Below are 24701 nucleotides of genomic sequence, written 5' to 3' on the forward strand. Positions count from 1 at the left end.
CGGGACCCAATGGGCGATACAGACGGATCATCTGAGGCGGCGCAGAGCGCGCTTGCGGATGAAGATAGACATGAGCTGCCGGATGATAGTGCAATGCGCACCGGCAATTTCTTTTCTCGAGTGTTCGAGGCATTAAGCCCATCGGACAGCGAGGATGACACCCCCGAGGCATCGGCAGAGACCGAGCGGCCCACCGGGCACGGCATGATCAACCTGCGCCGGATGCGGGTTGATGATGTGGCGGTGCCCAAGGCGGATATCACCGCCGTGCCGGTCAGCGCCACGCTGGATGAGTTGGTGGCGGTGTTCAAGGAAAGCGGCATGACCCGGCTGCCCGTCTATGACGGCACGCTGGACACGCCGGTGGGCATGGTGCACCTGAAAGACCTTGCGCTGAACCACGGTTTTAATGGTAAAAACACCAAATTCGATCTGCGCGCCATGCTGCGCCCTTTGGTCTATGTGCCGCCGTCGATGACCATCGGCGTGCTGCTGACCAAGATGCAGGCCGAGCGGCGACATATGGCATTGGTGATCGATGAATATGGCGGTGTTGACGGGCTTGTCACCATCGAAGACCTGATCGAACAGGTCATCGGCGAAATCGAAGACGAACATGATGTCGACGAAGGCACCTATTGGACGGTTGAAAAACCCGGTACCTATCTGGCACTCGCCAAGACACCATTGGGTGATTTCGAGGCTGAGATTGGCCATTCGCTGACCGATCATGAGACCGTCGACGAAGAGGAGATCGACACGCTTGGCGGGTTGGTCTTCATGCTGTCGGGCCGGGTTCCGGCACGCGGCGAGGTGGTTTTGCACCCCGACGGCCCTGAGTTTGAGGTAATCGACGCCGATCCGCGTCGCATCAAACGTCTACGGGTCCGCACCCAAGGGGCCGGGGGATGATGCAGCGGCTGGCGATGCGGGGCCGCATGTTGCTGGCTCCGATCGCCGGAGCTGCTGCCGCCTTCGGGCAAGCGCCCTATGAGCTGCCGCTGCTGCTCTTTGCCGGGCTGCTGGTGGCGTTCTGGCTGTATCGTGCGCAATCGGCTGGCCCGTTTCGCGCGGCGCTTTTGGGCTGGGGCTTTGGCTTCGGCTATTTTCTGCACGCGCTGCAATGGATCGTGTCGCCCTTCATGGTCGATGTGGAACGCCATGGCTGGATGGCGCCCTTTGCGCTGATCCTATTGGCGGCGGGAATGGCACTGTTCTGGGGACTGGCCTTCGGTCTTGCCCGATGGATTGCACCACGGCGCGGGCTTGCCTTGGCGCTGACCTGGGCGGCGGTGGAACTGCTGCGCGCCTATATTTTCACCGGTTTTCCATGGGCCATGCCCGCGCAGGCGCTGGTCGGCGTGATGGCCGGGCAGGGGTTGGCTTGGGTCGGCCCCTATGCGCTGAACCTCTGGCTTTTTGCCATTGCCGCGACCTTGTTGCTGCGTGGCCCTTTGGCGCTGCGCTTGGGGCAGGGGACGTTGGCGCTGTCGACCGGTCTGCTCTTGCTGTTGTCGCCGCAAGTGCCGCCTGCGGTGTTGACCGATCAGGTGGTGCGCTTGGTCCAGCCCAATGCAACGCAGCGGGAAAAGTGGAACGCGGACAGATTTGAATTCTTTTTCTCACGGCAGCTCGATTACACCGCCGCCGCGCCGAAAGACGCAAGCCAAGCGCCTGATCTGGTGATCTGGCCCGAAACGGCGATCCCTTGGGCGTTGGATATGGCGGGCAGTGCACTGGCCGAGATCGGTGCGGCTTCTGACGTTCCGGTGGTGCTGGGTGTGCAGCGCCGGTCTAACATGCGCTATTACAATTCGCTGGTGGTGTTGGATGCCAATGGCGCTGTCGATCAGCTTTATGACAAACACCACCTCGTGCCCTTTGGCGAATACATGCCGCTGGGTGATCTGATGGCGCGTTTCGGGATCCATGGCCTCGCCGCGCAAGAGGGCAACGGCTTTTCCAGCGGGCCGGGCGCGGAGCTTCTTGATATGGGGCCGCTCGGCGCCGCATTGCCGTTGATCTGCTATGAGGCCGTCTTTGCCCATGATGTGAACGCCGCCCCGGCGCGGCCCGCCTTCTTGATGCAGGTCACCAATGACGCATGGTTCGGCAAGGCTGCAGGGCCGCGCCAGCACCTTGCCCAAGCGCGGATGCGGGCGATTGAACAAGGGCTGCCCATGGCCCGTGCGGCCAACACAGGCATCTCGGCGATGATCGACCCGCAGGGGCGCGTGACCGCTTCGCTGGCGCTCAATTCCGCAGGGTTCATTGACGCGCCGCTGCCCGCGCCACTGCCGCCAACACTCTATAGCCGCAGCGGAGATTTGCCGCTTTCGCTGCTCTTGGGGCTTTGCTTTGCAGGGCTTGCCGTGGCCCGCCGCCGCAGGCCCGGGAATGCCGATTGACCATCCACCAGCGGTTGTCTAAGCCGTTGGCACAGCACCACAACGGCTTCCTGACGTGGTGCGTAATTTTTATTGGAGCACTACATGTCCCGTCAGAACTATACTTTCACTTCGGAATCCGTTTCCGAGGGGCACCCGGATAAGGTCTGCGACCGGATTTCGGATGCGATCCTCGACGCTTTCATCAGCGAGGAACCCGAAGCGCGGGTCGCCGCCGAAACCTTTGCCACCACCAACCGTGTCGTTATCGGCGGGGAGGTCGGTTTGGCCAATAAGACCAAGCTTGATGAATATCTCAGCAAGGTCGAAGACATCGCCCGCGCCTGCATCAAAGATATCGGCTATGAGCAGGACGAATTTCACCACGCGACATGTGAGATCACCAACCTGCTGCACCCACAGTCCGCGCATATCGCCCAAGGTGTTGATGCGGCTGACGGCAAAGAAGAGGGCGCGGGCGATCAGGGTATCATGTTCGGTTTCGCCACCGACGAGACACCCGAACTGATGCCCGCGCCGATCCACTATGCCCATGCGGTGCTGCGGCGTCTGGCAGAAGTGCGCAAAGACGGCACCGAGCCGACCCTGCGCCCGGATGCGAAAAGCCAGCTTTCGGTGCGCTATGAGAACGGCAAACCGGTTGGCGTAAGCTCTATCGTGCTGTCGACGCAGCATGAAAGCGAGAGCCAGTCCAGTGCCGACATTCGCGATATTGTTGAGCCCTACATCCGCGAAGTCCTGCCCGAGGGCTGGATCGACGATGAGACCGTCTGGCATGTGAACCCCACCGGGGTTTTCGTAATCGGCGGACCGGATGGTGACGCGGGCCTCACGGGTCGTAAGATCATTGTCGACACCTATGGCGGCGCGGCCCCCCATGGCGGCGGTGCGTTCTCGGGCAAGGACCCGACCAAGGTGGACCGCTCGGCGGCCTATGTCGCGCGCTATCTGGCGAAAAACGTCGTGGCAGCGGGGATGGCTAAAAAATGTACCATCCAGCTTAGCTATGCGATTGGCGTGAGCGAGCCGCTGTCGATCTATTGCGACACCCACGGCACCGGCGATGTGCATGACGCGGCGATTGAGAAGGCCATCCGCCAGATCATCGATCTGACCCCGCGCGGCATTCGTGAGCATCTGCAGTTGAATAAACCGATCTACCAGCGCACGGCGGCCTATGGTCACTTTGGCCGGGCGCCTGACGCGGATGGCGGCTTTAGCTGGGAACGCCGTGATCTGGTCGATCAGCTGAAGGCGGCAGTGTAAAGTTATCAGGGTGGGCGATTGCGCCCACCCTTTAAGCTTAGCGGCCCTTAGCCCCGCTCGGCCTGTTTGGCCTCGACCAAAGCCACCGCTGCGGCCACCGCATCCTCGATCGCCATTTCGGTGGTGTCGATCTGCCTAGCATCAGCGGCCGGTTTTAGCGGCGCTTGGTCGCGGCTCATGTCGCGCAGGTCGCGTTGTTTGACGTCGTCCAAGACGGTTTCATAAGTGATCTCGATCCCCTTGCCCGAAAGCTCGGCAAAGCGGCGCTGTGCGCGCACTTCGGGGCTGGCGGTGATGAACAGTTTCACCGGTGCGTCGGGACAGATCACCGTGCCAATGTCGCGCCCGTCCAACACTGCACCGCCTGCGCGGGTGGCAAAGCTGCGCTGGAACCGCACGAGGGCCGCACGCACTGCCGGAATCACAGCCACTTTACTGGCTTCCTGCGCCACATCCGGGTTGCGCAGGCTGGGGTCTTCGAGATCGACAGGGGCGAGCGTTCGTGCGGCCTCTTCGGGGTCAATCCCTTTGAGAGTTTTGGCTGCCACAGCACGGTACAAAAGCCCGGTGTCGAGATGCGCAAAGCCGAAATGCGCCGCGACCGCCTTTGCGACCGTGCCTTTGCCCGCCGCTGCGGGGCCGTCGATGGCAACGGTCATGCCGCCATTGGTACTCTTCGTCATTGTACATTCCTTTCGTTGCGCGCCCTGAGGCCAAGCAGCAAGGCTGCTCCGAAACAGGCGGCCAGTATTGTCCATTTTACCTGCGTAAACAGGCTGGCGGTCGCAACCGCTTGTTCAGTCAGCCGTTCTGACCCCAGTTCAACCAGCCGCGCGATCAGCATATTCTCGGTGTAATCCGCCCCGAGGTAGAGTGCGACGGCAAGCGTCAGCGTCAGCCGAAGCCCGCCCGCCGACCAGCGCCGAAACCACAGCAACAGCGCCAGCGCCAAAAGCGCGGGGAAGGCGGTGTCAGCCAGCCGGAACTGGCCGAGGTAAAGGGCTGTCTGCCTCGGGCTGAGGGCGGCGAGATAGGCGCGCGCCTCGGCCAGAGCATAGCCCAAAAGCCGCCCGTCCAAGACCCCCATGCCCGCCGCGCGCAGTTGGGTTTCGGCAAATCCCGCAAGGGCGGCAAAGGCCAACGCGGCGCAAATGCTGAGCCAAATGAGCCTGTCCCCTGTCACGCAGGCAGCCGTTCGACCTGCGCACCCAAGGACGCCATCAGAGGCTCGAAAATCGGGAAAGACGTGGCAATGGGGCCGCCGTCATCCACCTGCACCGGCTGTTGCGCGACCATGCCAAGGATCAGGAAAGACATGGCGATGCGGTGGTCGAGATGGCTTTGGCAGGTCGCACCCCCGGGGATATTGCCGTGGCCCAACCCTTTGACGATCCACCAATCCGGCCCGTCTTCGACCTCGACCCCATTGGCGCGCAGCCCGCTGGCCATGGCCTCGATCCGGTCGCTTTCCTTGACCCGCAATTCCTTGACGCCGCGCATCACGGTGTCTCCCGTCGCACAGGCCGCCACGACCGAGAGCACGGGGTATTCGTCGATCATGCTTGCCGCGCGCGCGGGCGGAACTTCGATGCCATAAAGATTGGGGGAGAATTTCGCGCGCAGGTCAGCGACAGGCTCGCCGCCTTCGGTCCGCTCGTTTTCATAGGTCAGGTCTGCGCCCATTTCGCGCAAGGTTGTGAACAGCCCCGCGCGCGTGGGGTTCAACCCGATGCCCGGCACCAGCACGTCAGAGCCGGGGACGATCAGCGCCGCACAAACGGGGAAGGCGGCAGAAGAGGGATCGCGCGGCACGTCGATATGCTGTGGTTTCAACTCTGGCTGGCCCGTCAGGGTGATGACGCGGCCCTCATCGGTATCCTCAACTGTGATCTCGGCGCCGAATCCTGCCAGCATCCGCTCGGTATGGTCGCGGGTGGCTTCGGCCTCGATCACCACGGTCTTGCCGGGGGCATTCAACCCCGCCAGCAGCACGGCGGATTTGACCTGCGCGGAAGGGACCGGGACGGTATAGCGCACCGGCACTGGCTCAGCCGCGCCCACGAGGGTCATCGGCAAGCGGCCCCCGGCGCGGCCCACGGATTGCGTGCCGAAAAGGGCCAGTGGGTCGGTCACCCGCGCCATCGGGCGGCTGTTGAGGCTGGCGTCACCGGTGAAGGTCACTGAGATCGGAGAGGTCGCCATGGCGCCCATCAGCAGGCGCACGCCGGTGCCGGAGTTGCCGCAATCGATCACATTGTCAGGCTCGGCAAAGCCGCCAACGCCAACCCCGTGCACGGAATAAGAGCCGCCGCCGTGGTCAATCACCTCGGCCCCGAATGCCCGCATCGCCTTGGCGGTGTCGAGCACGTCTTGCCCTTCCAAAAGCCCGGTGATCGTGGTCTCGCCCACGGCCATGGCGCCAAGGATCAAGCTACGGTGGGAGATGGATTTATCGCCGGGCACCTCGGCAGTGCCGCTAAGCGGCCCGCAGGCGCGCGATGACATGGGAATGGGGCTGCCGTGACTGGACATGAGGTACCTCTGATCTGCTTGAGGCCCCTATTATCGCAGGCGAACGGCAGCGTCCATCGCCGCGCGTGCAATGGATTGTAATCAGGGTGGTATCAGGCGCTCGGGCTCAGCGTTTGCGGAAGGTCAGGTAATGTGGGGTGCGCCCCTCGCGCAGAGCTTTTTGCTCATAGCGGGTCGAAATCCAATCGTCCCAAGGCGCGCGCCAGTCCTCCGGCCCTTCGGCCAGCCAATCAAACCCGTGCTGCGGCACCTGTTCGAGGGTCTGGCGCACGTAGTCTTCGATATCGGTCGCCACGCGGAAGATCGCACCGGGTTTGAGCACGCGTGCCAGCGGCTCTAGATGCTCGGGCGTGACGAAGCGGCGGCGGTGGTGGCGTGTTTTCGGCCAAGGGTCGGGATAAAGCAAAAACGCCCGGTCGATCGAGGCTTCGGGCAGCACGTCGAACATATCGCGCACGTCACCGGGATGGATCGCGAGGTTATCCACGCCCGCCCGCCGGATTTTGCCCAGCAGCATGGCGACGCCGTTGATGTAAGGCTCGCAGCCGATGATGCCGACATCCGGGTTCTGCCCCGCCTGATGCACGAGATGCTCACCACCGCCAAAGCCGATTTCCAGCCAGACCTTGCGCCCACCAAAGAGCGTGTCGAGGTCCAGCGGTGTGCGGTCGGGATTGCTCTCCCAATCAACGGCCCCCGGCGACAATGCGTCGAGATCCTCATCGATATAGGTCTTTTGCGACTTCTTTAGGGATTTGCCTTTGAGGCGGCCATAGAAGTTGCGGCGGGGGCGTGCTGTTTCACTCATGGCGGCTCATGTAGCGGCCCCGCTGGTCCTTCGCAACAATCCTCTGCTTGGGGGCGACGATTTGGCGAAGTTAAACATTTGTTAGGCTCCATGGGCGTAGATGGCGGGGCAAAGCAGGGGGACGGCAGATGGGCGTGGCCAAGCAAGAGACGGGCGGGGGTCGGGCAGGCGGCGCGGCTGAACCGGGCGCAGCGGCGCGTATCTTGATCGTAGATGACCAGCGGTTTGACCGAATGCGGATCAAACGACTATGCGGGGGCCTCGATTTTCCCACGCGGCTAGCAGAGGCGGAGAGCCTTGCCGCACTTGCCCAGCAGTTGGACGAGGGCGAATTTGACCTGATCCTGCTGGATTACAACCTGCCGGACGGGGATGGCTTACGCGGGCTACAGCTCATCAGGGATCATGCGCGGAACGGCAATGTGGCGACAGTGATGGTCACGGGAACGGATCAGACCGACGTGGCGATTGGGGCTTTGCGCGGCGGCTGTAGCGACTACATCGCCAAGGATGAACTTTCGCAAAGCACCCTGCGGCGCTCTGCCTTCAACGCGCTGCAAAAGTCGGCTCTACAATTGGGTGTCGCCACGCAGGAGCAGAAACGGACTGAGGTTCAAAGCGTCCTGCGGCGATTCACCAAAGAATGCGCGCAGGAGATCAAGCCGATGGTCAGCGACATGATGCGCGACCTGCGCGCGCTCGATCGATCTAATCCCGCGTTAATAGAGGAAGAGCTCGCCAAGGTTGACTATACATTTTTGCGGCTGTGGGAGTTTGTTGAGGATTTGGCGAGCTTTCAAGGCAGTGAGCTTGCTGATGGGGATCTTAGCGATCCGCCAAAGCCGACGCCGGGACTGGGCGCCGGGTGGGGTGGGGGCCTTGGATAGGAAGTTGTTTTGCGGGGCTATTTGCCATGGGCGTTTTTCAACGGGGGCGGTTTTGTAAAGCCCTTGATGCCCTGCTAAAGGGGCAAACAGCGGCAACGAAGGAAAAAACCACACTCGATCTGCGCTTTGGGGAGACGCTTCTTGCAGCCCCTTGGTTGCAAACGTAATCCCATACGCCACCTCCGGCAAACCCCTGCAAATCACCCGCCATGAGCACCCATGGCCCTTGCAGGAGCGCAAAATTTCCCCTATACGCGCCTTGTCTAAGGGGCGGTTACAGCTTCGGACGCGATATAACGGGCAGGGTCGGTTTCAACCGGCCCTCTTTTGTTTGCGTTCGACTGCGGGTTCACCGCTGTGCCTTTGTTTCGGAGTTCCTCCGGCATGATCAGCACAGTGCCACCTCGATGACCAATTGCAACTCCAGACCGGCGGAGACAACCGCGCGGCCAGAAACATTTGATAAGGAAACGAAAAGCTACATGACTAAAGCAATGGACGAATTCGAAGCGCTTCTGAACGAAAGCTTCGAGATGGACACACCCGAAGAGGGTACAGTCGTTAAAGGCAAGGTGATCGCTGTCGAAGCGGGCCAGGCCATCATCGACGTCGGCTACAAAATGGAAGGCCGCGTTGATCTGAAAGAATTTGCTGATCCCGGCGAATCCCCCAAAATCGAAGTTGGCGACGAAGTCGAAGTTTTCCTTCGCCAAGTCGAAAACGCGCGTGGCGAAGCTGTCATCAGCCGCGAAATGGCCCGCCGTGAGGAAGCCTGGGATCGTCTGGAAAAAGCCTATGCCGCAGAAGAGCGTGTCGAAGGCGCGATCTTTGGCCGTGTCAAAGGTGGCTTCACCGTCGATCTCGGCGGCGCAGTTGCGTTCCTGCCCGGCAGCCAGGTTGACGTCCGCCCCGTGCGCGACGCGGGCCCGCTCATGGGTCTCAAGCAGCCGTTCCAGATCCTCAAGATGGACCGCCGTCGTGGCAACATCGTGGTATCGCGCCGTGCGATCCTCGAAGAGTCCCGTGCCGAACAGCGCGCCGAAGTCATTGGCAACCTGACCGAAGGTCAGACCGTCGATGGTGTGGTCAAGAACATCACCGAATACGGCGCGTTCGTTGATCTTGGCGGTGTTGACGGCTTGCTGCACGTCACCGACATGGCATGGCGCCGGGTTAACCACCCGTCCGAGATCCTGGCGATTGGCGAGACCATCAAGGTTCAGGTCATCAAGATCAACAAAGAAACCCACCGTATCAGCCTCGGCATGAAGCAGCTGCAGGAAGATCCATGGGATCTGGTTGGCGCCAAGTACCCGCTCGAGTCGGTGCACACTGGCCGCGTGACCAACATCACCGACTACGGCGCATTCGTCGAGCTGGAGCCGGGTGTCGAAGGTCTCGTTCACGTGTCCGAAATGTCTTGGACCAAAAAGAACGTGCACCCCGGCAAGATCGTGTCCACTTCGCAAGAAGTCGAAGTCATGGTGCTGGAAATCGACGGTGCCAAGCGCCGTGTTTCCCTTGGTCTCAAGCAGACCATGCGCAACCCATGGGAAGTGTTCGCTGAAACACACCCCGAGGGCACCGAAGTCGAAGGCGAAGTCAAGAACATCACCGAATTCGGTCTGTTCGTTGGCCTGCCAGGCGACATCGACGGTATGGTTCACCTCTCCGACCTCAGCTGGGACCAGCGCGGCGAAGAGGCGATCCAGGACTACCGCAAAGGTGATGTGGTTCAGGCCGTTGTCTCCGAAGTCGACGTTGAGAAAGAGCGTATCTCGCTCTCGATCAAGAACGTTGGCGGTGACAAGTTCGCTGAAGCCGTTGGTGGCGTGAAGCGCGGCTCGATCGTGACTGTAAACGTGACCTCTATCGAAGAAGGTGGCATCGAAGTCGAATACGAAGGCATGAAGAGCTTCATCCGTCGTTCCGACCTCAGCCGTGACCGTGCCGAACAGCGCCCTGAGCGTTTCTCGGTCGGTGACAAGGTTGACGTGCGTATCACCAACGTCGACGCGAAAGCACACCGTCTGGGCGTCTCCATCAAGGCGCGCGAGATTGCAGAAGAGAAAGAGGCGGTACAGCAGTACGGTTCCTCCGACTCCGGCGCGAGCTTGGGCGACATCCTTGGTGCGGCGCTGAAAGGCGACGACGAGTAAGCACATTCCACGTTGAATGTGTGACGTTAGCGAAGGCCCCGCATGGCAACATGCGGGGCCTTTTGCTGTTCATCGAGCTTGCTCGAATCGGGGTGACTTTGAGGGTATGGGTGGCGGAACTGCTGCTTTTTGCAGCACGACGTCCGGCAAGGTGGCGGAAAAAAGCCGAAATAACAGGGGTTTCGCCCAAAAAAATCTACCGCCGAACGGGCGGAACACCTTCCCGAGTGAAGCGTTATTTCCTATAGTCGGTTAAGACATCAACAAACTCTCGGGGGACGTGCCATGATCCGGTCGGAATTGATCCAAAAGATCGCTGACGACAATCCGCATCTTTATCAACGTGATGTTGAGCGGATCGTAAACACCGTTTTCGATGAGATTACAGGTGCCATGTCACGTGGGGACCGCGTAGAACTTCGCGGCTTTGGCGCTTTTTCGGTGAAAAAGCGTGACGCCCGTGTGGGGCGCAACCCGCGCACCGGCGAGACCGTGAATGTAGACGAAAAGCATGTGCCGTTCTTTAAAACTGGCAAGCTGCTGCGCGACCGGCTGAACGGGAAAAGCTGATGCGTTATATTCGTTATGCCTGCATCGCGCTATTTGCGGTGGCCTTGGTTTCTGTTGCTCTGGCGAACCGTAATATTGTGACCTTGCAGGTCTTGCCGGTCGAGATTTCCGGCTGGTTTGCGGTGAACCCGTCCATCCAATTGCCGCTGTTTATTGTCATTTTAGGCAGCATCATTGTCGGGCTTCTTGTGGGCTTTGTTTGGGAGTGGATCCGCGAACATGGCCATCGCGCAGAGGCTGCGCGTCAGGCGCGTGAGCGCCGCCGGTTGGAGCGCGAAGTGATCCGCCTGAAAGAAGAAAAACATCAGGGCAAGGATGAGGTTCTGGCGCTGTTGGATGAAGCGGGTTAAGCCTTTTCTATGCCTGAGAATATCAACGTAAAAATTTGCGGTTTGACCGATCCTGCCGATGTGCCTGCTGCTTTGTTGGCGGGTGCACGGACGCTGGGATTTGTGTTTTTCGAGAAATCTCCACGCCACCTTTCGCTGGAAGCAGCGGCCCATATGACCGAGGCGGCACCCGATGGCATTTGCAAGGTTGCGCTGACAGTTAATGCCGATGATGCGGCGCTGGACGCGCTGCTTGCTGCGGTGCCATTTTTGGACATGCTACAGCTTCACGGAAGCGAAAGTCCTGCACGGGTGGCTGAGGTCAAAGCACGCTATGGTTTGCCAGTCATGAAGGCCGTAGGCGTGGCGGATCGTGATGATCTTATTGCGTTGAACGACTATGTTGACGTGGCCGACCAGCTATTGGTCGACGCCAAACCACCCAAAGACGCGGTCTTGCCAGGCGGCAATGGGCTGGCCTTTGACTGGCGTCTGATTGCCGGCCGTCGTTGGCCGAAACCATGGATGCTGGCAGGTGGCCTTAATGCGGGCAACGTCGGCGAGGCGATTGCTCTCACTGGCGCGCGACAGGTGGATGTCTCCTCCGGCGTGGAATGCGCGCCTGGTGTGAAGGATGCGAACCTTATCCGTGCTTTCTGCGAAGCCGCGCTCAAGTAAGAACCGACACCTAGGATAGCAAAAAGGCCCGGTGGCATTGCCCCGGGCCTTCGTCGTTTTGATGAGTAGCTCACCCGCGGGTCAGATCGACTGGTCGTAGTCGCCAACCGCTGGCTCAGTACGGATCACCGCGTCGATATCAGCAAAAATCGCGCGCATCTCGGCCTCAGATTCGGGGCTTTCGCAAACCACAACTAGGTTCGGCGTGTTCGAGGACGCCCGCACCAGACCCCAGCCGCCGTTGTCGAGCATAACCCGCGCGCCATTGACAGTGATGACTTCAGCAATCGCGCGACCGCCGATCTTGTCACCGGCATCGGCTTTCGCGACCAGCTTTTGCACCAGACGGTCGAGGATGTCGTATTTCTCGGTGTCCGAGGCATAGGGCGACATGGTGGGCGTGGCCCAAGTCTGGGGCAGGGCGCGGCGCAGATCAGACATGCTTTTGTCGGGATTGCGGTCCATCAGCTTGCAGATCTCGACGGCGACGCGCATGCCGCAGTCATAGCCACGACCAATCGGCTCGGCGAGGAAGTAGTGGCCGGATTTCTCGAATCCTGCCAACGCGCCAAGTTCTTTGACGCGGCGCTTCATGTGGCTGTGGCCGGTTTTCCAATAGTCGGCCTTGGCCCCATGCTTTTGCAACTCGGGATCAGAGGCGAAGAGGCCGGTGGATTTTACATCCGCGACGAAGGTGCTGTTGGGGTACAATCTGGCCAGATCGCGGGCCATGATAACGCCCATTTTGTCGGCAAAAATCTCTTCACCCTCATCATCCACCACGCCGCAGCGGTCGCCGTCGCCGTCGAAGCCAAGCGCGAAATCAGCACCGGAAGCGCGGACGCTGTCAGCCATGTCGTGCAGCATTTCCATGGCTTCGGGGTTCGGGTTGTAATGGGGGAAAGTGTAATCAAGCGCGTTGTGGCTATCGACCACCTCAACGCCCAAACGGCGGAACAGCTCGGGTGCGAAGGCCGAGGCAGTGCCGTTGCCAGTCGCGCAAACCACTTTGAGTTTCCGGGTCATTTTGAAGTCGCCCCCGAGATCGTCGAGATAGGCTTCGCGCACACCCTCAATGAACTCATAAGCGCCGCCCGGACGCTTTTCGCCTCGGCCATTCAGCACGATGTCACGCAGTTCGGCCATCTCATCGGGCCCGTGGGTCAGGGGGCGCTCAAAGCCCATTTTAACGCCGGTCCAGCCGTTCGGATTGTGGCTGGCGGTGACCATCGCCACTGCGGGCGCATCAAGGTGAAACTGCGCGAAATAGGCCATGGGGGACAGGGCAGGGCCGATGTCTTTAACCGTAATCCCGGCCTGCATTAGGCCCAACATCAGCGCGTTTTTGATCGATAGCGAATAGTCGCGGTAGTCATTGCCTACCGCGATGACTGGCTCAATGCCGCGCGCGTGCATCTGAGTGCCAAGGCCAAGGCCGAGCGCCGTGATGCCCGGCAGATTGATGTCGTCGGGATACTTCCACCGCGCGTCATACTCCCGGAAGCCCGTGGGGGTGATCATCGCATCACGTAGAAATTCCCAAGTGTTTGGGGTTACGGTCGAAGCCGGTTTGGTCACGTCAAATACTCGCTTTTTGAATAAATTTAGAATGTCAGCGGATGGCTTTTTGCCAGCGCATCAAATTGCATGAGCAAGTTAATCAGCCCCGGCATTTGATCAAGGTAGATCATATTCGGCCCATCGCTGGGGGCGCGGTCAGGGTCTTCATGTGTCTCCATAAAGATCGCCGCGACGCCGATGGAGGCTGCCGCGCGGGCCATAACGGGAGCAAACTCGCGCTGGCCGCCAGACGATCCGCCCTTGCCGCCTGGTTGCGCGACGGAATGTGTCGCGTCCATCACCACGGGGTAGCCGGTCTGGGCCATTTGCGGCAGGCTGCGCATGTCGGCCACCAACGTATTGTAGCCGAAGGTCGTGCCGCGCTCGGTCAGCAGGATGTTCTTGTTGCCGGTGCTTTCGATCTTATCGACGATGTTCTGCATTTCCCACGGGGCAAGGAACTGCCCCTTTTTCACGTTGACGGCCTTACCGGTTTCGCCAGCGGCGAGCAGGATGTCCGTCTGACGGCACAGAAAGGCGGGGATTTGCAGCACGTCGACGACTTCACCGGCCTGCGCGCATTGTGCCTCGTTATGAACATCCGTCAGCACCGGCACATCATTGGCGCGGGCCACGGATTGTAGCACCTGAAGACCCTTTTCGATGCCCAAGCCGCGTTTACCTGACAGGGAAGTGCGGTTGGCTTTGTCATAGCTGGCCTTGAAGATGAACTGCGCGCCCGCCGCGTTGCAGGCTTCCTTCAATACGCCCGCAATCATCTGCGCGTGGTCTTCGCTTTCTAACTGGCAGGGGCCAGCGATCACGGTGAGGGGCCGGTCGTTGCCGACAGTCAGATTTCCGATGCGCAGCTGGGTCATGAAGTTACCTGTTCTCTAAGAATGGACGCCGTCAGGGACAGCATCAGGTAGATGCCTGCAAAGATAAGAAAAGCCAATATCGTGTTTTCGAACTTGCGAGGGTAGGTGGCCTCGTCCGGGGCCACAGGATTGACCGCTACGGTAAGGTAACGCACCTGCCGCCCGGCCTCTGTTCGGGCTTGATCCATTGCGGTTTGCGCGCTTTGCAGCACCATGTCGGCAGCGGCCAAATCGGCTTGCGCAAGCTGCGCTGCAACGGCCTGCTGGGCAAGCGAGTTTTCGCCTTCATTGGCAGCGGTCATCCGTTCGCGCAGTTTGGTCAACTGTTCACGCAGTCGCCGCACATCACCACGCGCGCCATCGACTTTGGCTTGGTTCGGGCGCTGGTTGTCGAGCAGGGCGGCGAGTTCCAGTTCCTTCTCGATCAGGAGCGTTTCATAGCTTGTGATCTGCGTGCGAATTGAGGCGATCATCGCTTCCGGGTCGACGTTGTTATCAACCTGCAATGTGATCAGCGCCTCTTGCGCATCACGGCGATTTTGGAACGCAGTTTCATAGCCTGCAAGCGCGTCCCGCATGCCGTCTTCGCGTTTTTGTTTGCTGAGATCGTTGACCCGCTCTTCGGCGTAGGTCAGCAGGCGTTTGGAGAACTCTTCGGACAGCTGCGGGTCGGCAGCAATGACCTCCATCCGGATTACGCCTTCGGTCGGATCGTATCCGATTTTGACGTTCTTTTTATAGGTTTTATAAGACTCTTCACTGGTTGGGTTTTCAGTTAACCGTTGGATCGGATCAATGTCAGGGTTGGCGAAATGCGCGCGGAATCCAGCATCTTCGTCAAGACGCAGCATCGCGTCCTTGGACTGCAGATAGGCCTGCGTGGCGATGCTGTCGGCGCTGTTGGCGAATTGCGTGGGCAGCAGCCCGCCAAAGGGGCTGGACCCGCCGCCGCCCTCGTTCTGGATGATCAAGAACTGGCTGTCGGTTGCATACATTGGCGTGGCGATCTTGTAGAAATAATAGCCCGCTGCAAAGGTTGGTAGCATGACAAAGAAGGCCAGCCGCACCAGGAGCATCGTCGCTTTGCGACGGCGGCGGCGGGTAATGTCGCGCTGAATATCGGAAATCTCGCGCTGGCGACGCTCGGCAGGGCTGACGTCGGTGGAGGGCAGGTTGCGACCGCCTGCTGGTGTTGTCTGCGGCAACTGCACACGCGCGACCCCCGGTTGGCCGCGGGTGGCAGGCAATCCGGCAGCGTCTTGATCGCCCGATTGCGGCACCACGAGTTCCAGCATGTTAGAGCGCTGGAACGGGTCGATCCCCTTGACGCGCAGCAACCGTACCGCATCAAAGTCCGAGGTGGGGGCAAGCCCATGTTTTTGTGCCACGCGGCGCGCCATACGCAATTGGCGGCCTGTCAGGCCCTCTCGTCGGATCGCATCCAAGTCTTGCTCGGCCGAGACCTCGTTGGCCGAAGATACCTCTCCCGCGCGGCTGGCCTCTGATTGGTCGGCTTTGCCGGATTTGGCAGCATGTTCTAGGGCTTCTTTACTATAGGAAGGTTTCACATCGGTCGCGTCCGCCACAGCGCGCAGCTTGGCCGTTCGTTCTGCCCGCTCGGCATCAGCTTGCGCGATCGGTGCCTTTGCGGCATTGCCTGTGGGCGCGCTGGTCGCCGAAGGTGGCGGCGCTTTGCGGATGCGGAATTTTCTAGCCTTGGGTTTCGTAGTCATAGAGCTGTTTCGCTTCTTCCAAGGTGTCGAACATATGCAGTTTACCGTCCAAAAGGACAGCGGCGGAGCGGGCGAATTTCTCAAGCGTATGGGCCTGATGTGAAACGATGATAATCGTCGTGGTCCGCAGCCGTTCTTTAAGAATATCACCCGCTTTTCGGTTGAACTCCACGTCTGTCGTGCCGGGCATACCTTCGTCAATCAGATAGATATCAAAATCCAGCGCCAACATCAGCGCAAAAGAGAACCGGGACCGCATTCCGGCGGAGTAAGTGCCAAGGGGCTGGTCAAAATATTCGCCCAGTCCACAAAGCCAGCGGCAGAAGCTTTCGACGTAATCAGGGTCGAGCCCATAGAGACGCGCGATATAGCGGGCGTTTTCCATAGCAGAGACTTTACTGACCACGCCGCCCATAAACCCCAATGGAAACGAGATGTTACAGCTGCGCCTGATCTCACCCTCGTCAGGTTTCTCAAGCCCGGCCATCATGTTAATCAGCGTCGTTTTGCCTGTGCCGTTCGGGGCCAGAATGCCCAATGAATGGCCAAGTTCCACGCGAAAAGACACCCGGTCAAGAATAACCTTATGTTGCGATCCCGTCCAATAGGACTTGGACACATTTTCAAATTCCAGCATTCCCTGCTCCGGTTGGTGCTGAGCGCGGCCTCGTGGCGCCTCTTTTATCAGAGGTATCTTAACCGTCTATTCACTGAATTTGACCACAATATGTCGAAATGCAGGCAAGAGCCACCTCCGGGAAGGGGTAGGGGCTGTCAAAGAAAGGGTAAAATGCCGCCCCGGCATGATATCGGGCCGCCCCGGCGTGATCTGGAGGAGAGGGCCGGGTACGGCAATTTGATTTGTGCAGCAGCGCTGAAGGTCAGTGCAGCGTATGTGTGCTTTCAGTAGGGGTCATCTCGCCGATATAGCTGACATTCATCAAAGCTGCCTGTGTACGGTCGCCGTCGATGTTTTGCACCGGGCCCACGGGAACGGCGCTCATTAGGCCAAGCCGCGTCATCCAGCGGCTGAACGTTGCAGGCACAATGCCCAGAACATGGCTCGCTCCCATGGCATAGGCGGCGCCGGCCATCTGGTTCATCAGCATACGTTGTACGGCAATGCGGCGCTGTGCAGGCACTGCGCTGGTGAGGAAAAGGCGGGTCGCTTCCCAGATATCGTCGCGTACGGGTGCTTTGAAGAACAGCACGTCCTGTGGAATATCGGGCAGCATGCCCAACTGCGCATCCCGCAGCATGTAGCTGTATTGCGCGCAGACCGAAGTGGTTGGCATCAGGCGCACGCCGCCCATGACCTCGCCATATTCGTGCAGCACGATCCACCGCGCGCGCGGCGTGTCGTATTGATCAAATTCCATCCCATCAACCTGGGGGAGATCCCATTGCTTGTCGTCGATAAAGATTCGACGCCGGGCACGCAGGAAATTTACAAATAATTCACCGTGCTGATGCATGTTTAAAAACGATAAAGTCGTCGCGCGCATATACGGATTGGCCTGGGCGAGGGCCTCTGGGCTGTAGGGATCGGCTTCAGCGCCTTTGGTGTTAATAAGCTTTTGAGGAAAGCGTTTGTTTTTAACTTCTAACGCCTTAGCGTCCTGCGGTGTCAGTTCAGGGAGAACATCTTGCCATGATCTTCCGGTAAAGTGTCGTCCTTGCAGACTCATATTGGGCCTCAAAAAATCGCTGTAAAAATGCATCTTATCAGGACGCTAACCTCTAGTTGCATGAAATGGCCACACTTATGTCCCATTTCCATGTGCAGAAGGGGGGATGATCGCGTCTAACATGTACTGCGGTGCCGAAATGCAACATGTTGAACGTGCAAATAAACGGCAGAATGCCGAGATACGGGAAGCCGACCGAAGAAAAACGAGAGCGATGGCGCAGAAAAAAGTAACATACGGGCCGACACAGTCACCCCTTCTGGCGGATGCCAGGAAGGTGCAGCAGATGCGCGACTATTCTCAAGTCGGTGTCAGCCTTTTTTGGCAGCGGCAGATGATCTTTGCGGCGGCCATTTGCTTGTCCGCGTTCTACTACGAACTTTGGCTGTCGATCTCGACGCTTGTCCTCATCGCAATTTCCGAGACATTTGATTACCTTCTGTTTCTACGCATCACCCGATGGCGTGGGCGCAGCCCTCGCTTGGCGCGGGTGTTTATGAACCGAATCTACCTTGGCACAGCGCTTAGTGCGGGTGTGATCAGTTATTTCGCGCTTGGTATCGCTTTGCAGCAGGGGGCGACGACGCACTTTTTGCCGCTGTTCTTCCTGTTTGCAGCGGCCCTTTTCGCGTCGATGAACAATTACCACATCCTGCCGGTGCTAATGCTGCGACTGGCGATTTATGGTGTAACCTTTCTGTTTATCCCCATCTGGGACATCGTGAGCACGGGGGCGGGTATAGAATCCGAGCTATGGACACAGTTGTTCACCGTTGTTTTTGTGCTCTATTTTATCGTCGATTGTTCCCGCATCTTTATGAAGATGTACCGCACCAACCTCCGGCAGTTGGAAGAGCTGAAGGAAGAACACGAGAAGACCAAGATCGCCTTTAAGGTAAAAACTGAATTCGTCTCGACCATCAGCCATGAGCTGCGCACGCCCATGACCTCTATCAAGGGGTCGCTGGATATGGCTTGCGCGGGGGTCTTGGGCGACATGACCCCGCAGATGGAAAAGGTGCTGAAGATCGCGCAGCGCAATTCGGCGCGGCTCACATCGATCATCAATGAGATCCTCGACCTGCAAAAATTTGAGGCAGGTAAGGTGAGCTTCGACATCGAACCGCTTGAAGTACAGACCATCATTGAAGACGCAATTGAACTTAATCAGGCGTTTGCGTCGAACCTAGGTGTCACGCTGCGCTATGCAAAACCGTCGGACGCGGCGGGCATCGCCACTGACGAAAAGCGCCTGCAGCAAGTGATGTCCAATCTTTTGTCCAACGCGGCCAAGTTTTCGCCTGCGGGATCGACTGTGAAGGTCACGTCTGTCAAGCAAGACGAGAAAGTGCGCATCAGTGTAATCGATGAGGGAATTGGTCTTGCTGAATCTGAGCGGGAAAAGGTCTTTGACGAGTTCTCGCAGATCGATTCGTCCGACCAGCGTGCCGTTGGTGGTACCGGTTTGGGGATGAATATCTCAAAGCGGATCATTGAAGCCCTGGGCGGGCAGATCGATTACTTTAAGAACGAAGGCCCCGGCACGACGTTCTACATCGATATGCCTCTGGGCAACGGAACTGGTCGCGAACTGGCGCATGGGATGCATATCAAAGACATGGTCAGCGGTGCCGGTCCGATTGGCGATGAAGAGGCAGAGAAAGCCACAGGCGATCGCGCGGCGGCTTAACGCGCGGCGACGTGATCTGCGATTGGCGAGCGAGGGCCACGGCCACTACTGTTAATGTTACCGCCAGAGTGATCCATCTCGCGGCGTGAGACGGATCAGCGAAAAACGGTGGGGGTTTCTTAACGAGATGGAAACTCTTCATGACCAATGTGATTTAAGCGATCTGCGCTAACACGAGAGGTCAGTTGCTGCGCGGCGTGCGACCGGAGGCGCTGCGAACAGTAACGTTAAGGCGATTATCACAGTAACGTTAAGGCGATTATCTCTGTGAAAAAGCCGATGACTTGGCGCTGGATGCCGAGCTGTTAGCTAGCATCCCGTAGTGCCCTGCGTCACGGATGGGCCCGCTGATCCCTTGGGCGGCGACACTAGGGTCGCCGCCCAAGGGATCACGCGAGGATGCCTGTGATCCATCACATCACGCCACCAACTGCCAAGCCATGCCGGCAAAGATCGCACCGACAAAGGCAAAGGCAAGGTAGGCAGCAAAGACATGTGGTTTCACCAGTGCCCAGACCGCGATGGCCGCCGGGATGCAGCTCACCCCGCCTGCGATGACAAAGGACATGGCCGCCCCTTGGGTCATGCCTTGGGCCAGCAGCGCGTCGATCAGTGGCACAGCGGCATAGCCGTTGAGATAGGCGGGGGCGCCGACCAAAGCGCCAAGGATGATCGGCATGATCCCGGAGCCGCCCAAGATATTGGCGATCCACTCTGCGGGCACATAGGTCAGCATTAAGGCTTCGACCACATAGGCAAGCGTGAGCCATTTCACGAGGAACAGCGCATTGCTCAACGCCGTGTCGTTAAAGCTCGCGCGGCGCTCGATCTCTTGCCAGAACTTCCAAACCGGCGTGCCGGAGAAGGGTTTGGCCGACGAACAGCAGCTGCTTTTCGCAGGCTGGGCACGCAGCGGATCGTTGAAGAGCGGGGTTCGTGATAGGGCCAAGACGGTGAAGCCACCGAACATTCCAACGCCGAGCGCGGCGATGGTTTTCGCAACTGCGAAATCGAATCCGAGCGTGCCGGACGTGATCGCAAACATCGCCGGATCCATCAGCGGGGAGGCGAGCCAGAAGGCCATGACCGCGCCCAAAGGTGCACCCACGGCGAGCAGGGCGGCGATGAAGGGGATGACCTCGCAGCTGCAAAACGGGGATAGCCCGCCAAGTGTCGCCGCCATGACGACCATCCGGGCGGGGTTTCCCTCAAACGCGCGGGCGAGCAGGCTCTCGGCGCCGCTGGCTTTAAGGTAGGCGACCGCTAGCACAGCGAAGGCGATGAAAGGGGCGGTGCCCAAAAGCGCTTGGCCGGTGAAGATAACGGTCGGTACAAATTGCGGGGGATCCAGCAGCGCGATGAGGGCTAGAAGGCCCAGTATAATGCCCCAAGCGCTTTTCAGAAACGCCAACCGATGGAGGGCGGGGACAGATTGAGTGGTTTCAGCCATGATCATGCTCCGTGCATTCATCGATTGCGTCTGCGCAGCATTCGGTGAGAAGGAAATTCGCCAAGGCGCGCACTTCCTCGTAAGCGACGGCTGCGCAGATCGTGCTGCGGCCCTGCTTTTCCTGTTTTACCAGTCCAGCCGAGGCGAGAAGTTTGAGATGGTGCGTTAACGTTGAGCCGGTCACGCCTGTGCGGTCGCCCAGCGTGCCAATGCTCAGCCCCGCTGATCCGGCGCGCACCAGCGTGCGCAGTACCAAAAGGCGTTGTTCTGATCCAAGTGCTGCAAAGCTGCTGGCTGCGAGGGTGAGGGCGGGGGTTGCTGATTCATGTTTCATGTTTCTAGAATTATCGAAATATAGGCTTGAGGCAAGTTTTATTTCGATAAATGTAGAAGTAAGGGGCCGCTCCCCTTTATCTTCTGAACCTTTTGCCTATCTCCTGACCATGAAGGATATCCGAAATGATCTGGCGGCCTGCCGTCTTTGCGCCGAACGGTTTGCCGTGACGGCGACGCAGCATCGCCCGCGGCCCATCGTTTGGTTCAAGCCCGGGGCGCGGCTGCTTATCGCAAGCCAAGCGCCCGGCAAGCGCGTGCATGAAGCGGGTAAGCCCTTTTGGGATATGTCCGGCACGCGCCTGCGCGATTGGCTGGGGCTGGATGAGGCGACGTTTTATGACCGCAACCGCGTCGCCATCGTGCCGATGGGGTTTTGTTTTCCCGGTTATGACACCAAGGGTAGTGACCTGCCGCCGCCGCGCATCTGTGCGCAGACATGGCGCGAACCGGTGTTGGATATGTTGCCCAACCTGCGCCTGACGGTGCTGATCGGGGCCTATGCGATGAAATATCACCTGCCCGGATTTCGCAATGTGACCGAGGCCGTGGCGGGCTGGCGGGACCATCCGCCGGGGGTCTTTGCCTTGCCTCATCCGTCCTGGCGCAATACCGGATGGTTGAACAAGAATCCCTGGTTCGCGGAAGAGGTCTTGCCCCGTCTGCGCGCCGCCGTGTCCGAGGTGATGAATGACCGATCCCCAAGCTGACCCCCAAACTGCCCGGCTGATTGAGCCGACCCCGCTGGACCAAGCCCATGCCGCGATGGTGGCCGCTCCCGACGATGATGCTGCCCGCCTGCGGTTTTACGAGCGGATCGCGGATGTCGAACTCTTTATGCTGTTGGAGGATGAGCCGCAGGGCGATCAGATCAGCCCGGTGCTACTGGACGAGAGCTATGTCATGGTCTTTGATCGCGCGGCCCGGCTTTCAGCGCATGTGGGGGAGGCGTCTCCCTACGTGGCGCTTTCGGGCCGGGCGATTGCCACGATGCTCGCGGGGCAGCCCTTGGGCATGGCGGTGAACATCGGCGTAGCGCCTTCGGAAATCCTGTTGCCGGCAGACGCGATGGATTGGTTGCGCAGCACCTTGGCCCATGCGCCCGGCGAAGTTGAGGCGGGCATTGACCGGGTGTTTCCACCGCAGGGGCTGCCCGAAACGCTGATCGCCGCGATTGATGCCAAGCTTGCGACGGCGACCGGCATGGCTGCGGGCGCATTTCTTGTGGGTGTCGAATATACAGGCGGCGGGCGGGGGCATCTGCTGGCCTTCGTCGGTGCGATTCCTCGTGCGCAGGACGCGCTGGTGCGGGCAGCGTCCGAGGCGTTGACCTTCTCAGGTATCGAAGCGGGCGCTATGGACGTGGGTTTTTTCGGCCCCAAGGATGCGGTGGTCGAGAAACTGGCCCGCGTTGGCCTGCGCTTTGACTTGCCACAGATGGAGCCTTTGCAGAACACCCCGCGGATGGCACCGGGCAGTGATCCGGCGAAACCGCCAAAACTGCGCTGATCTTTTCACCGGTCAAAGAAAAAGGCGGGCAGGGCAATCATGCCCGCCCGCCTTCCTTCATTTCCCTGAGCCGGTCTTAGCGGCGGCGGTCGCGCCGTGCGCTCATCGGCTGGAAGGCCACACCTACATGGGCCTCGCAATAGGGTTTGCCCTGCTGCACAGGCAGACCGCAGAACCAGAAATCATCGGTCGCGGGGTCACCTACAGGCCATTTGCAGGTCCGCTCTGTCAGGTCCATCAGGCCGATCTTCTTGGCCTTCTTCTCAACTTCGCTAACTTTGGCCAGCGCCTCGGGGCTGATTTCATTGGCCGACGGCTGCGGCGGAAGGGGCTGGCCCGCTGGGATGATCTGTTTGCGCGCGGGCAGGTTGGGCCTTGGCGCCGGGGCTGCGGCGGGCTCTTCAGCTTCCGCTGCGGGGGCGGCTTCGGGTTCGGGCGCAGGCTTGGCTGCGGGCTTTGGCTTGGCTTCGGCCTTGGGGGCGGTGGGCTTGGCTTTCGGCTCCGGCTTGGCCGTTGCGTCGGCGGCTGGCGCACCGGCGGTGCGGTTCGACAGGCCCAAACGGTGCACCTTGCCGATCACCGCGTTGCGCGTCACCCCGCCCAGCTCTTTCGCGATCTGGCTGGCGGACTGGCCTTCGCCCCACATCTTTTTCAGTGTTTCTACGCGCTCATCAGTCCAGGACATACGGGGTTCCCCAGTTAAAAAGCGGCCCCATAGCCCGGACCGCTTTGTCAGTGTATCGGCCCCCATTTTATCTTGTGGGGCCGCAGGTGCAAGCGCCGATCCCCATAAGGGCGGCAGGCTGCGATTGGGGCTTTACGTGGGGGATGAAGGGCGGCTATGCAAGGCCTATGATCAAAAGCGCCACAAATTCCATCCGACGACGCACCGTCCGATAACTGCGCGGCCCTGTGGGGCCTGATCACGCAGCATGTCTGCTGCACCCTTTCAAAATCCTCCAAATCCCATTGACCCGGCGCCAACCCCATGCCCTTTTACCGGCGTGATATGGCCCCTTCCTAAGGACAAACAGATGATCGCTTCCGTTCTGCCGACCTATAACCGCGCCCCTTTGACCTTTGTCAAAGGCGAAGGCACTTGGCTGATCGAGGCGGACGGGCGACGCTTTCTTGATCTTGGTGCGGGGATCGCGGTGAACGCGCTCGGTCATGCGCATCCGGCGCTTGTGAAGGCTTTGACCGATCAGGCGCAGGCGCTATGGCATACGTCGAACCTCTACCATATCCCGCAGCAAGAGGCGCTGGCGGATCGGTTGGTTGCTGAAACCTTTGCCGACACGGCGTTCTTTTGCAATTCCGGCACCGAGGCTTGTGAGCTGGCCGTCAAAATGGCGCGCAAGTATTTCTATGAGGCGGGTCAGCCAGAACGGGTTGAGATTATCACCTTCTCCGGCTCCTTTCATGGCCGCTCTTCCGCTGGGATCGCGGCGGCAGGGTCTGAGAAGATGACCAAGGGGTTTGGCCCGCTGCTGCCGGGTTTTGTGCATCTCGACCTTGGCGACAGCGACGCGCTGGAGGCCGCCATCACCGACAATACCGCCGCCATCATGGTCGAGCCGGTGCAGGGCGAGGGCGGTATCCGCGCCGTGCCTGACGCGGAATTGCAGCAGATGCGTGCGCTTTGTGATCAGCACGGGCTGCTCTTGATTATGGACGAGGTGCAATGCGGCGTTGGCCGGACAGGGCGGCTTTTTGCCCATGAATGGGCCGGGGTAACACCCGACATCATGATGGTCGCCAAGGGCATCGGCGGGGGCTTCCCTTTGGGTGCTGTGTTGGCGACCGAAAAGGCCGCGTCGGGGATGACCGCAGGTACCCATGGGTCGACCTATGGCGGCAACCCGCTGGGCTGCGCTGTCGGCTGCGCAGTTCTGGATGTGGTGGCTGATGAGGCATTTCTGGCCGAAGTGAACCGCAAGGCCGGGCTGATGCGTCAGCGCCTTGAAGGGCTGGTGGCGGAGTACCCCGAGGTCTTTGAAGAGGTCCGCGGTGCGGGGCTGATGCTGGGGCTGAAGTGTAAGGTGGTGAATGCTGATGTGGTCGCTGCGGGCTATGCCAACGAGTTGATCACCGTGCCCGCCGCCGACAATGTGATCCGCCTGCTGCCGCCGCTGACCATTTCCGACGATGAGATTGCCGAGGCCGTGACCCGCCTTGACGCCATCGCGCGTGAACTGACCCCGGCCTAAGCGCCTTTCGCCT

General features: G+C 59.8%; 24 protein-coding genes and 1 riboswitch. Of the genes, 12 read left to right on the forward strand and 12 right to left on the reverse strand.

Going from position 1 to position 24701, the window contains the following annotated elements; genetic code table 11:
• The first annotated feature begins 9 nt into the window (after positions 1-9).
• From WNY61_RS08615 to metK, 3 genes are all read left to right on the forward strand, one after another.
• On the forward strand, positions 10-912 hold the full coding sequence (locus WNY61_RS08615) for a hemolysin family protein (RefSeq protein WP_067939931.1): 903 nt from the start codon (positions 10-12) through the stop codon (positions 910-912).
• Entirely contained in the window at positions 909-2408 is a 1500-nt protein-coding gene (lnt, locus tag WNY61_RS08620) for an apolipoprotein N-acyltransferase (RefSeq protein ID WP_342851050.1), read from the forward strand. Before WNY61_RS08615 ends, lnt begins: the two co-directional genes overlap by 4 nt.
• Before the next feature lie 31 nt (positions 2409-2439).
• Positions 2440-2488: riboswitch (SAM-SAH riboswitch) on the forward strand.
• Positions 2489-2492: 4 nt separating this feature from the next.
• Positions 2493-3674, forward strand: coding sequence for a methionine adenosyltransferase (metK, locus tag WNY61_RS08625; protein ID WP_342851051.1), 1182 nt, complete (start codon positions 2493-2495; stop codon positions 3672-3674).
• A gap of 47 nt (positions 3675-3721) precedes the next feature.
• Here metK and WNY61_RS08630 read toward each other — a convergent pair whose 3' ends face one another.
• The 4 genes from WNY61_RS08630 to WNY61_RS08645 all read right to left on the reverse strand — a co-directional run bounded on the left by WNY61_RS08630 (position 3722) and on the right by WNY61_RS08645 (position 7014).
• On the reverse strand, positions 3722-4357 hold the full coding sequence (locus WNY61_RS08630; protein WP_342851052.1) for a d(CMP) kinase: 636 nt from the start codon (positions 4355-4357) through the stop codon (positions 3722-3724).
• On the reverse strand, positions 4354-4857 hold the full coding sequence (locus tag WNY61_RS08635; RefSeq protein ID WP_342851053.1) for a hypothetical protein: 504 nt from the start codon (positions 4855-4857) through the stop codon (positions 4354-4356). The genes WNY61_RS08630 and WNY61_RS08635 overlap by 4 nt, the downstream gene beginning before the upstream one ends.
• Complete coding sequence (gene aroA, locus WNY61_RS08640) at positions 4854-6206, reverse strand: 3-phosphoshikimate 1-carboxyvinyltransferase (RefSeq protein ID WP_342851054.1); 1353 nt, start codon at positions 6204-6206, stop codon at positions 4854-4856. The genes WNY61_RS08635 and aroA overlap by 4 nt, the downstream gene beginning before the upstream one ends.
• A 106-nt stretch (positions 6207-6312) precedes the next feature.
• Complete coding sequence (locus WNY61_RS08645) at positions 6313-7014, reverse strand: tRNA (guanine(46)-N(7))-methyltransferase TrmB (RefSeq protein WP_342851055.1); 702 nt, start codon at positions 7012-7014, stop codon at positions 6313-6315.
• 128 nt (positions 7015-7142) lie between these two features.
• Here WNY61_RS08645 and WNY61_RS08650 point away from each other — a divergent pair, with 128 nt between their 5' ends.
• From WNY61_RS08650 to WNY61_RS08670, 5 genes are all read left to right on the forward strand, one after another.
• The gene (locus WNY61_RS08650; RefSeq protein ID WP_342851056.1) at positions 7143-7901 is read left to right on the forward strand and encodes a response regulator; all 759 of its coding nucleotides are present in this window, start codon (positions 7143-7145) and stop codon (positions 7899-7901) included.
• 407 nt (positions 7902-8308) lie between these two features.
• Positions 8309-10060 (forward strand): 30S ribosomal protein S1, encoded by a 1752-nt coding sequence (gene rpsA / locus WNY61_RS08655; protein WP_342851057.1) that lies wholly within the window; start codon positions 8309-8311, stop codon positions 10058-10060.
• Positions 10061-10345: 285 nt separating this feature from the next.
• Positions 10346-10630: an integration host factor subunit beta gene (ihfB, locus tag WNY61_RS08660; RefSeq protein WP_007120793.1), complete on the forward strand. Its 285-nt coding sequence runs from the start codon at positions 10346-10348 to the stop codon at positions 10628-10630.
• A complete protein-coding gene (locus WNY61_RS08665; protein ID WP_007120792.1) occupies positions 10630-10980 on the forward strand; it encodes a lipopolysaccharide assembly protein LapA domain-containing protein in 351 nt (116 codons plus the stop codon). Before ihfB ends, WNY61_RS08665 begins: the two co-directional genes overlap by 1 nt.
• Positions 10981-10989: 9 nt before the next feature.
• Positions 10990-11637: a phosphoribosylanthranilate isomerase gene (locus tag WNY61_RS08670; protein ID WP_342851058.1), complete on the forward strand. Its 648-nt coding sequence runs from the start codon at positions 10990-10992 to the stop codon at positions 11635-11637.
• Positions 11638-11718: 81 nt separating this feature from the next.
• On the opposite strand, the gene WNY61_RS08675 is transcribed toward WNY61_RS08670, so the two are convergent.
• The 5 genes from WNY61_RS08675 to WNY61_RS08695 form a co-directional block, all read right to left on the reverse strand.
• Positions 11719-13215, reverse strand: a complete 1497-nt coding sequence (locus WNY61_RS08675) for a phosphomannomutase/phosphoglucomutase (RefSeq protein WP_342851059.1) — start codon at positions 13213-13215, stop codon at positions 11719-11721.
• A gap of 26 nt (positions 13216-13241) precedes the next feature.
• Positions 13242-14075 carry a 3-deoxy-8-phosphooctulonate synthase gene (gene kdsA, locus WNY61_RS08680; RefSeq protein ID WP_007120789.1) on the reverse strand — a complete coding sequence of 278 codons (834 nt, stop codon included), beginning with the start codon at positions 14073-14075 and terminating at the stop codon, positions 13242-13244.
• Complete coding sequence (locus tag WNY61_RS08685; protein WP_342851060.1) at positions 14072-15808, reverse strand: capsule biosynthesis protein; 1737 nt, start codon at positions 15806-15808, stop codon at positions 14072-14074. The genes kdsA and WNY61_RS08685 overlap by 4 nt, the downstream gene beginning before the upstream one ends.
• The gene (locus WNY61_RS08690) at positions 15786-16445 is read right to left on the reverse strand and encodes an ATP-binding cassette domain-containing protein (RefSeq protein ID WP_342851061.1); all 660 of its coding nucleotides are present in this window, start codon (positions 16443-16445) and stop codon (positions 15786-15788) included. Before WNY61_RS08690 ends, WNY61_RS08685 begins: the two co-directional genes overlap by 23 nt.
• Positions 16446-16689: 244 nt before the next feature.
• Complete coding sequence (locus WNY61_RS08695) at positions 16690-17529, reverse strand: acyl-homoserine-lactone synthase (protein ID WP_342851062.1); 840 nt, start codon at positions 17527-17529, stop codon at positions 16690-16692.
• Positions 17530-17617: 88 nt separating this feature from the next.
• On the opposite strand from WNY61_RS08695, the gene WNY61_RS08700 reads away from it, so the two are divergent.
• Positions 17618-19186 carry a HAMP domain-containing sensor histidine kinase gene (locus WNY61_RS08700; protein WP_342851063.1) on the forward strand — a complete coding sequence of 523 codons (1569 nt, stop codon included), beginning with the start codon at positions 17618-17620 and terminating at the stop codon, positions 19184-19186.
• Between the two features lie 418 nt (positions 19187-19604).
• Here WNY61_RS08700 and WNY61_RS08705 read toward each other — a convergent pair whose 3' ends face one another.
• Complete coding sequence (locus WNY61_RS08705; protein WP_342851064.1) at positions 19605-20642, reverse strand: permease; 1038 nt, start codon at positions 20640-20642, stop codon at positions 19605-19607.
• A complete protein-coding gene (locus WNY61_RS08710) occupies positions 20629-20970 on the reverse strand; it encodes a metalloregulator ArsR/SmtB family transcription factor (RefSeq protein WP_342851065.1) in 342 nt (113 codons plus the stop codon). Before WNY61_RS08710 ends, WNY61_RS08705 begins: the two co-directional genes overlap by 14 nt.
• Before the next feature lie 109 nt (positions 20971-21079).
• Between WNY61_RS08710 and WNY61_RS08715 the strand changes: the two genes are divergently transcribed.
• Together WNY61_RS08715 and WNY61_RS08720 are read left to right on the forward strand one after the other, a co-directional pair.
• Positions 21080-21679, forward strand: coding sequence for a uracil-DNA glycosylase family protein (locus tag WNY61_RS08715; protein WP_342851066.1), 600 nt, complete (start codon positions 21080-21082; stop codon positions 21677-21679).
• Positions 21680-21695: 16 nt separating this feature from the next.
• On the forward strand, positions 21696-22478 hold the full coding sequence (locus WNY61_RS08720) for an SseB family protein (RefSeq protein WP_342851112.1): 783 nt from the start codon (positions 21696-21698) through the stop codon (positions 22476-22478).
• Positions 22479-22554: 76 nt separating this feature from the next.
• On the opposite strand, the gene WNY61_RS08725 is transcribed toward WNY61_RS08720, so the two are convergent.
• Positions 22555-23163: a GcrA family cell cycle regulator gene (locus WNY61_RS08725; RefSeq protein WP_342851067.1), complete on the reverse strand. Its 609-nt coding sequence runs from the start codon at positions 23161-23163 to the stop codon at positions 22555-22557.
• A 349-nt stretch (positions 23164-23512) separates the two neighbouring features.
• Between WNY61_RS08725 and WNY61_RS08730 the strand changes: the two genes are divergently transcribed.
• Entirely contained in the window at positions 23513-24688 is a 1176-nt protein-coding gene (locus WNY61_RS08730) for an aspartate aminotransferase family protein (RefSeq protein WP_342851068.1), read from the forward strand.
• Positions 24689-24701: the final 13 nt, after the last annotated feature.

This window comes from Sulfitobacter sp. AS92 (genome assembly GCF_038900015.1).
Classification (GTDB): domain Bacteria; phylum Pseudomonadota; class Alphaproteobacteria; order Rhodobacterales; family Rhodobacteraceae; genus Sulfitobacter.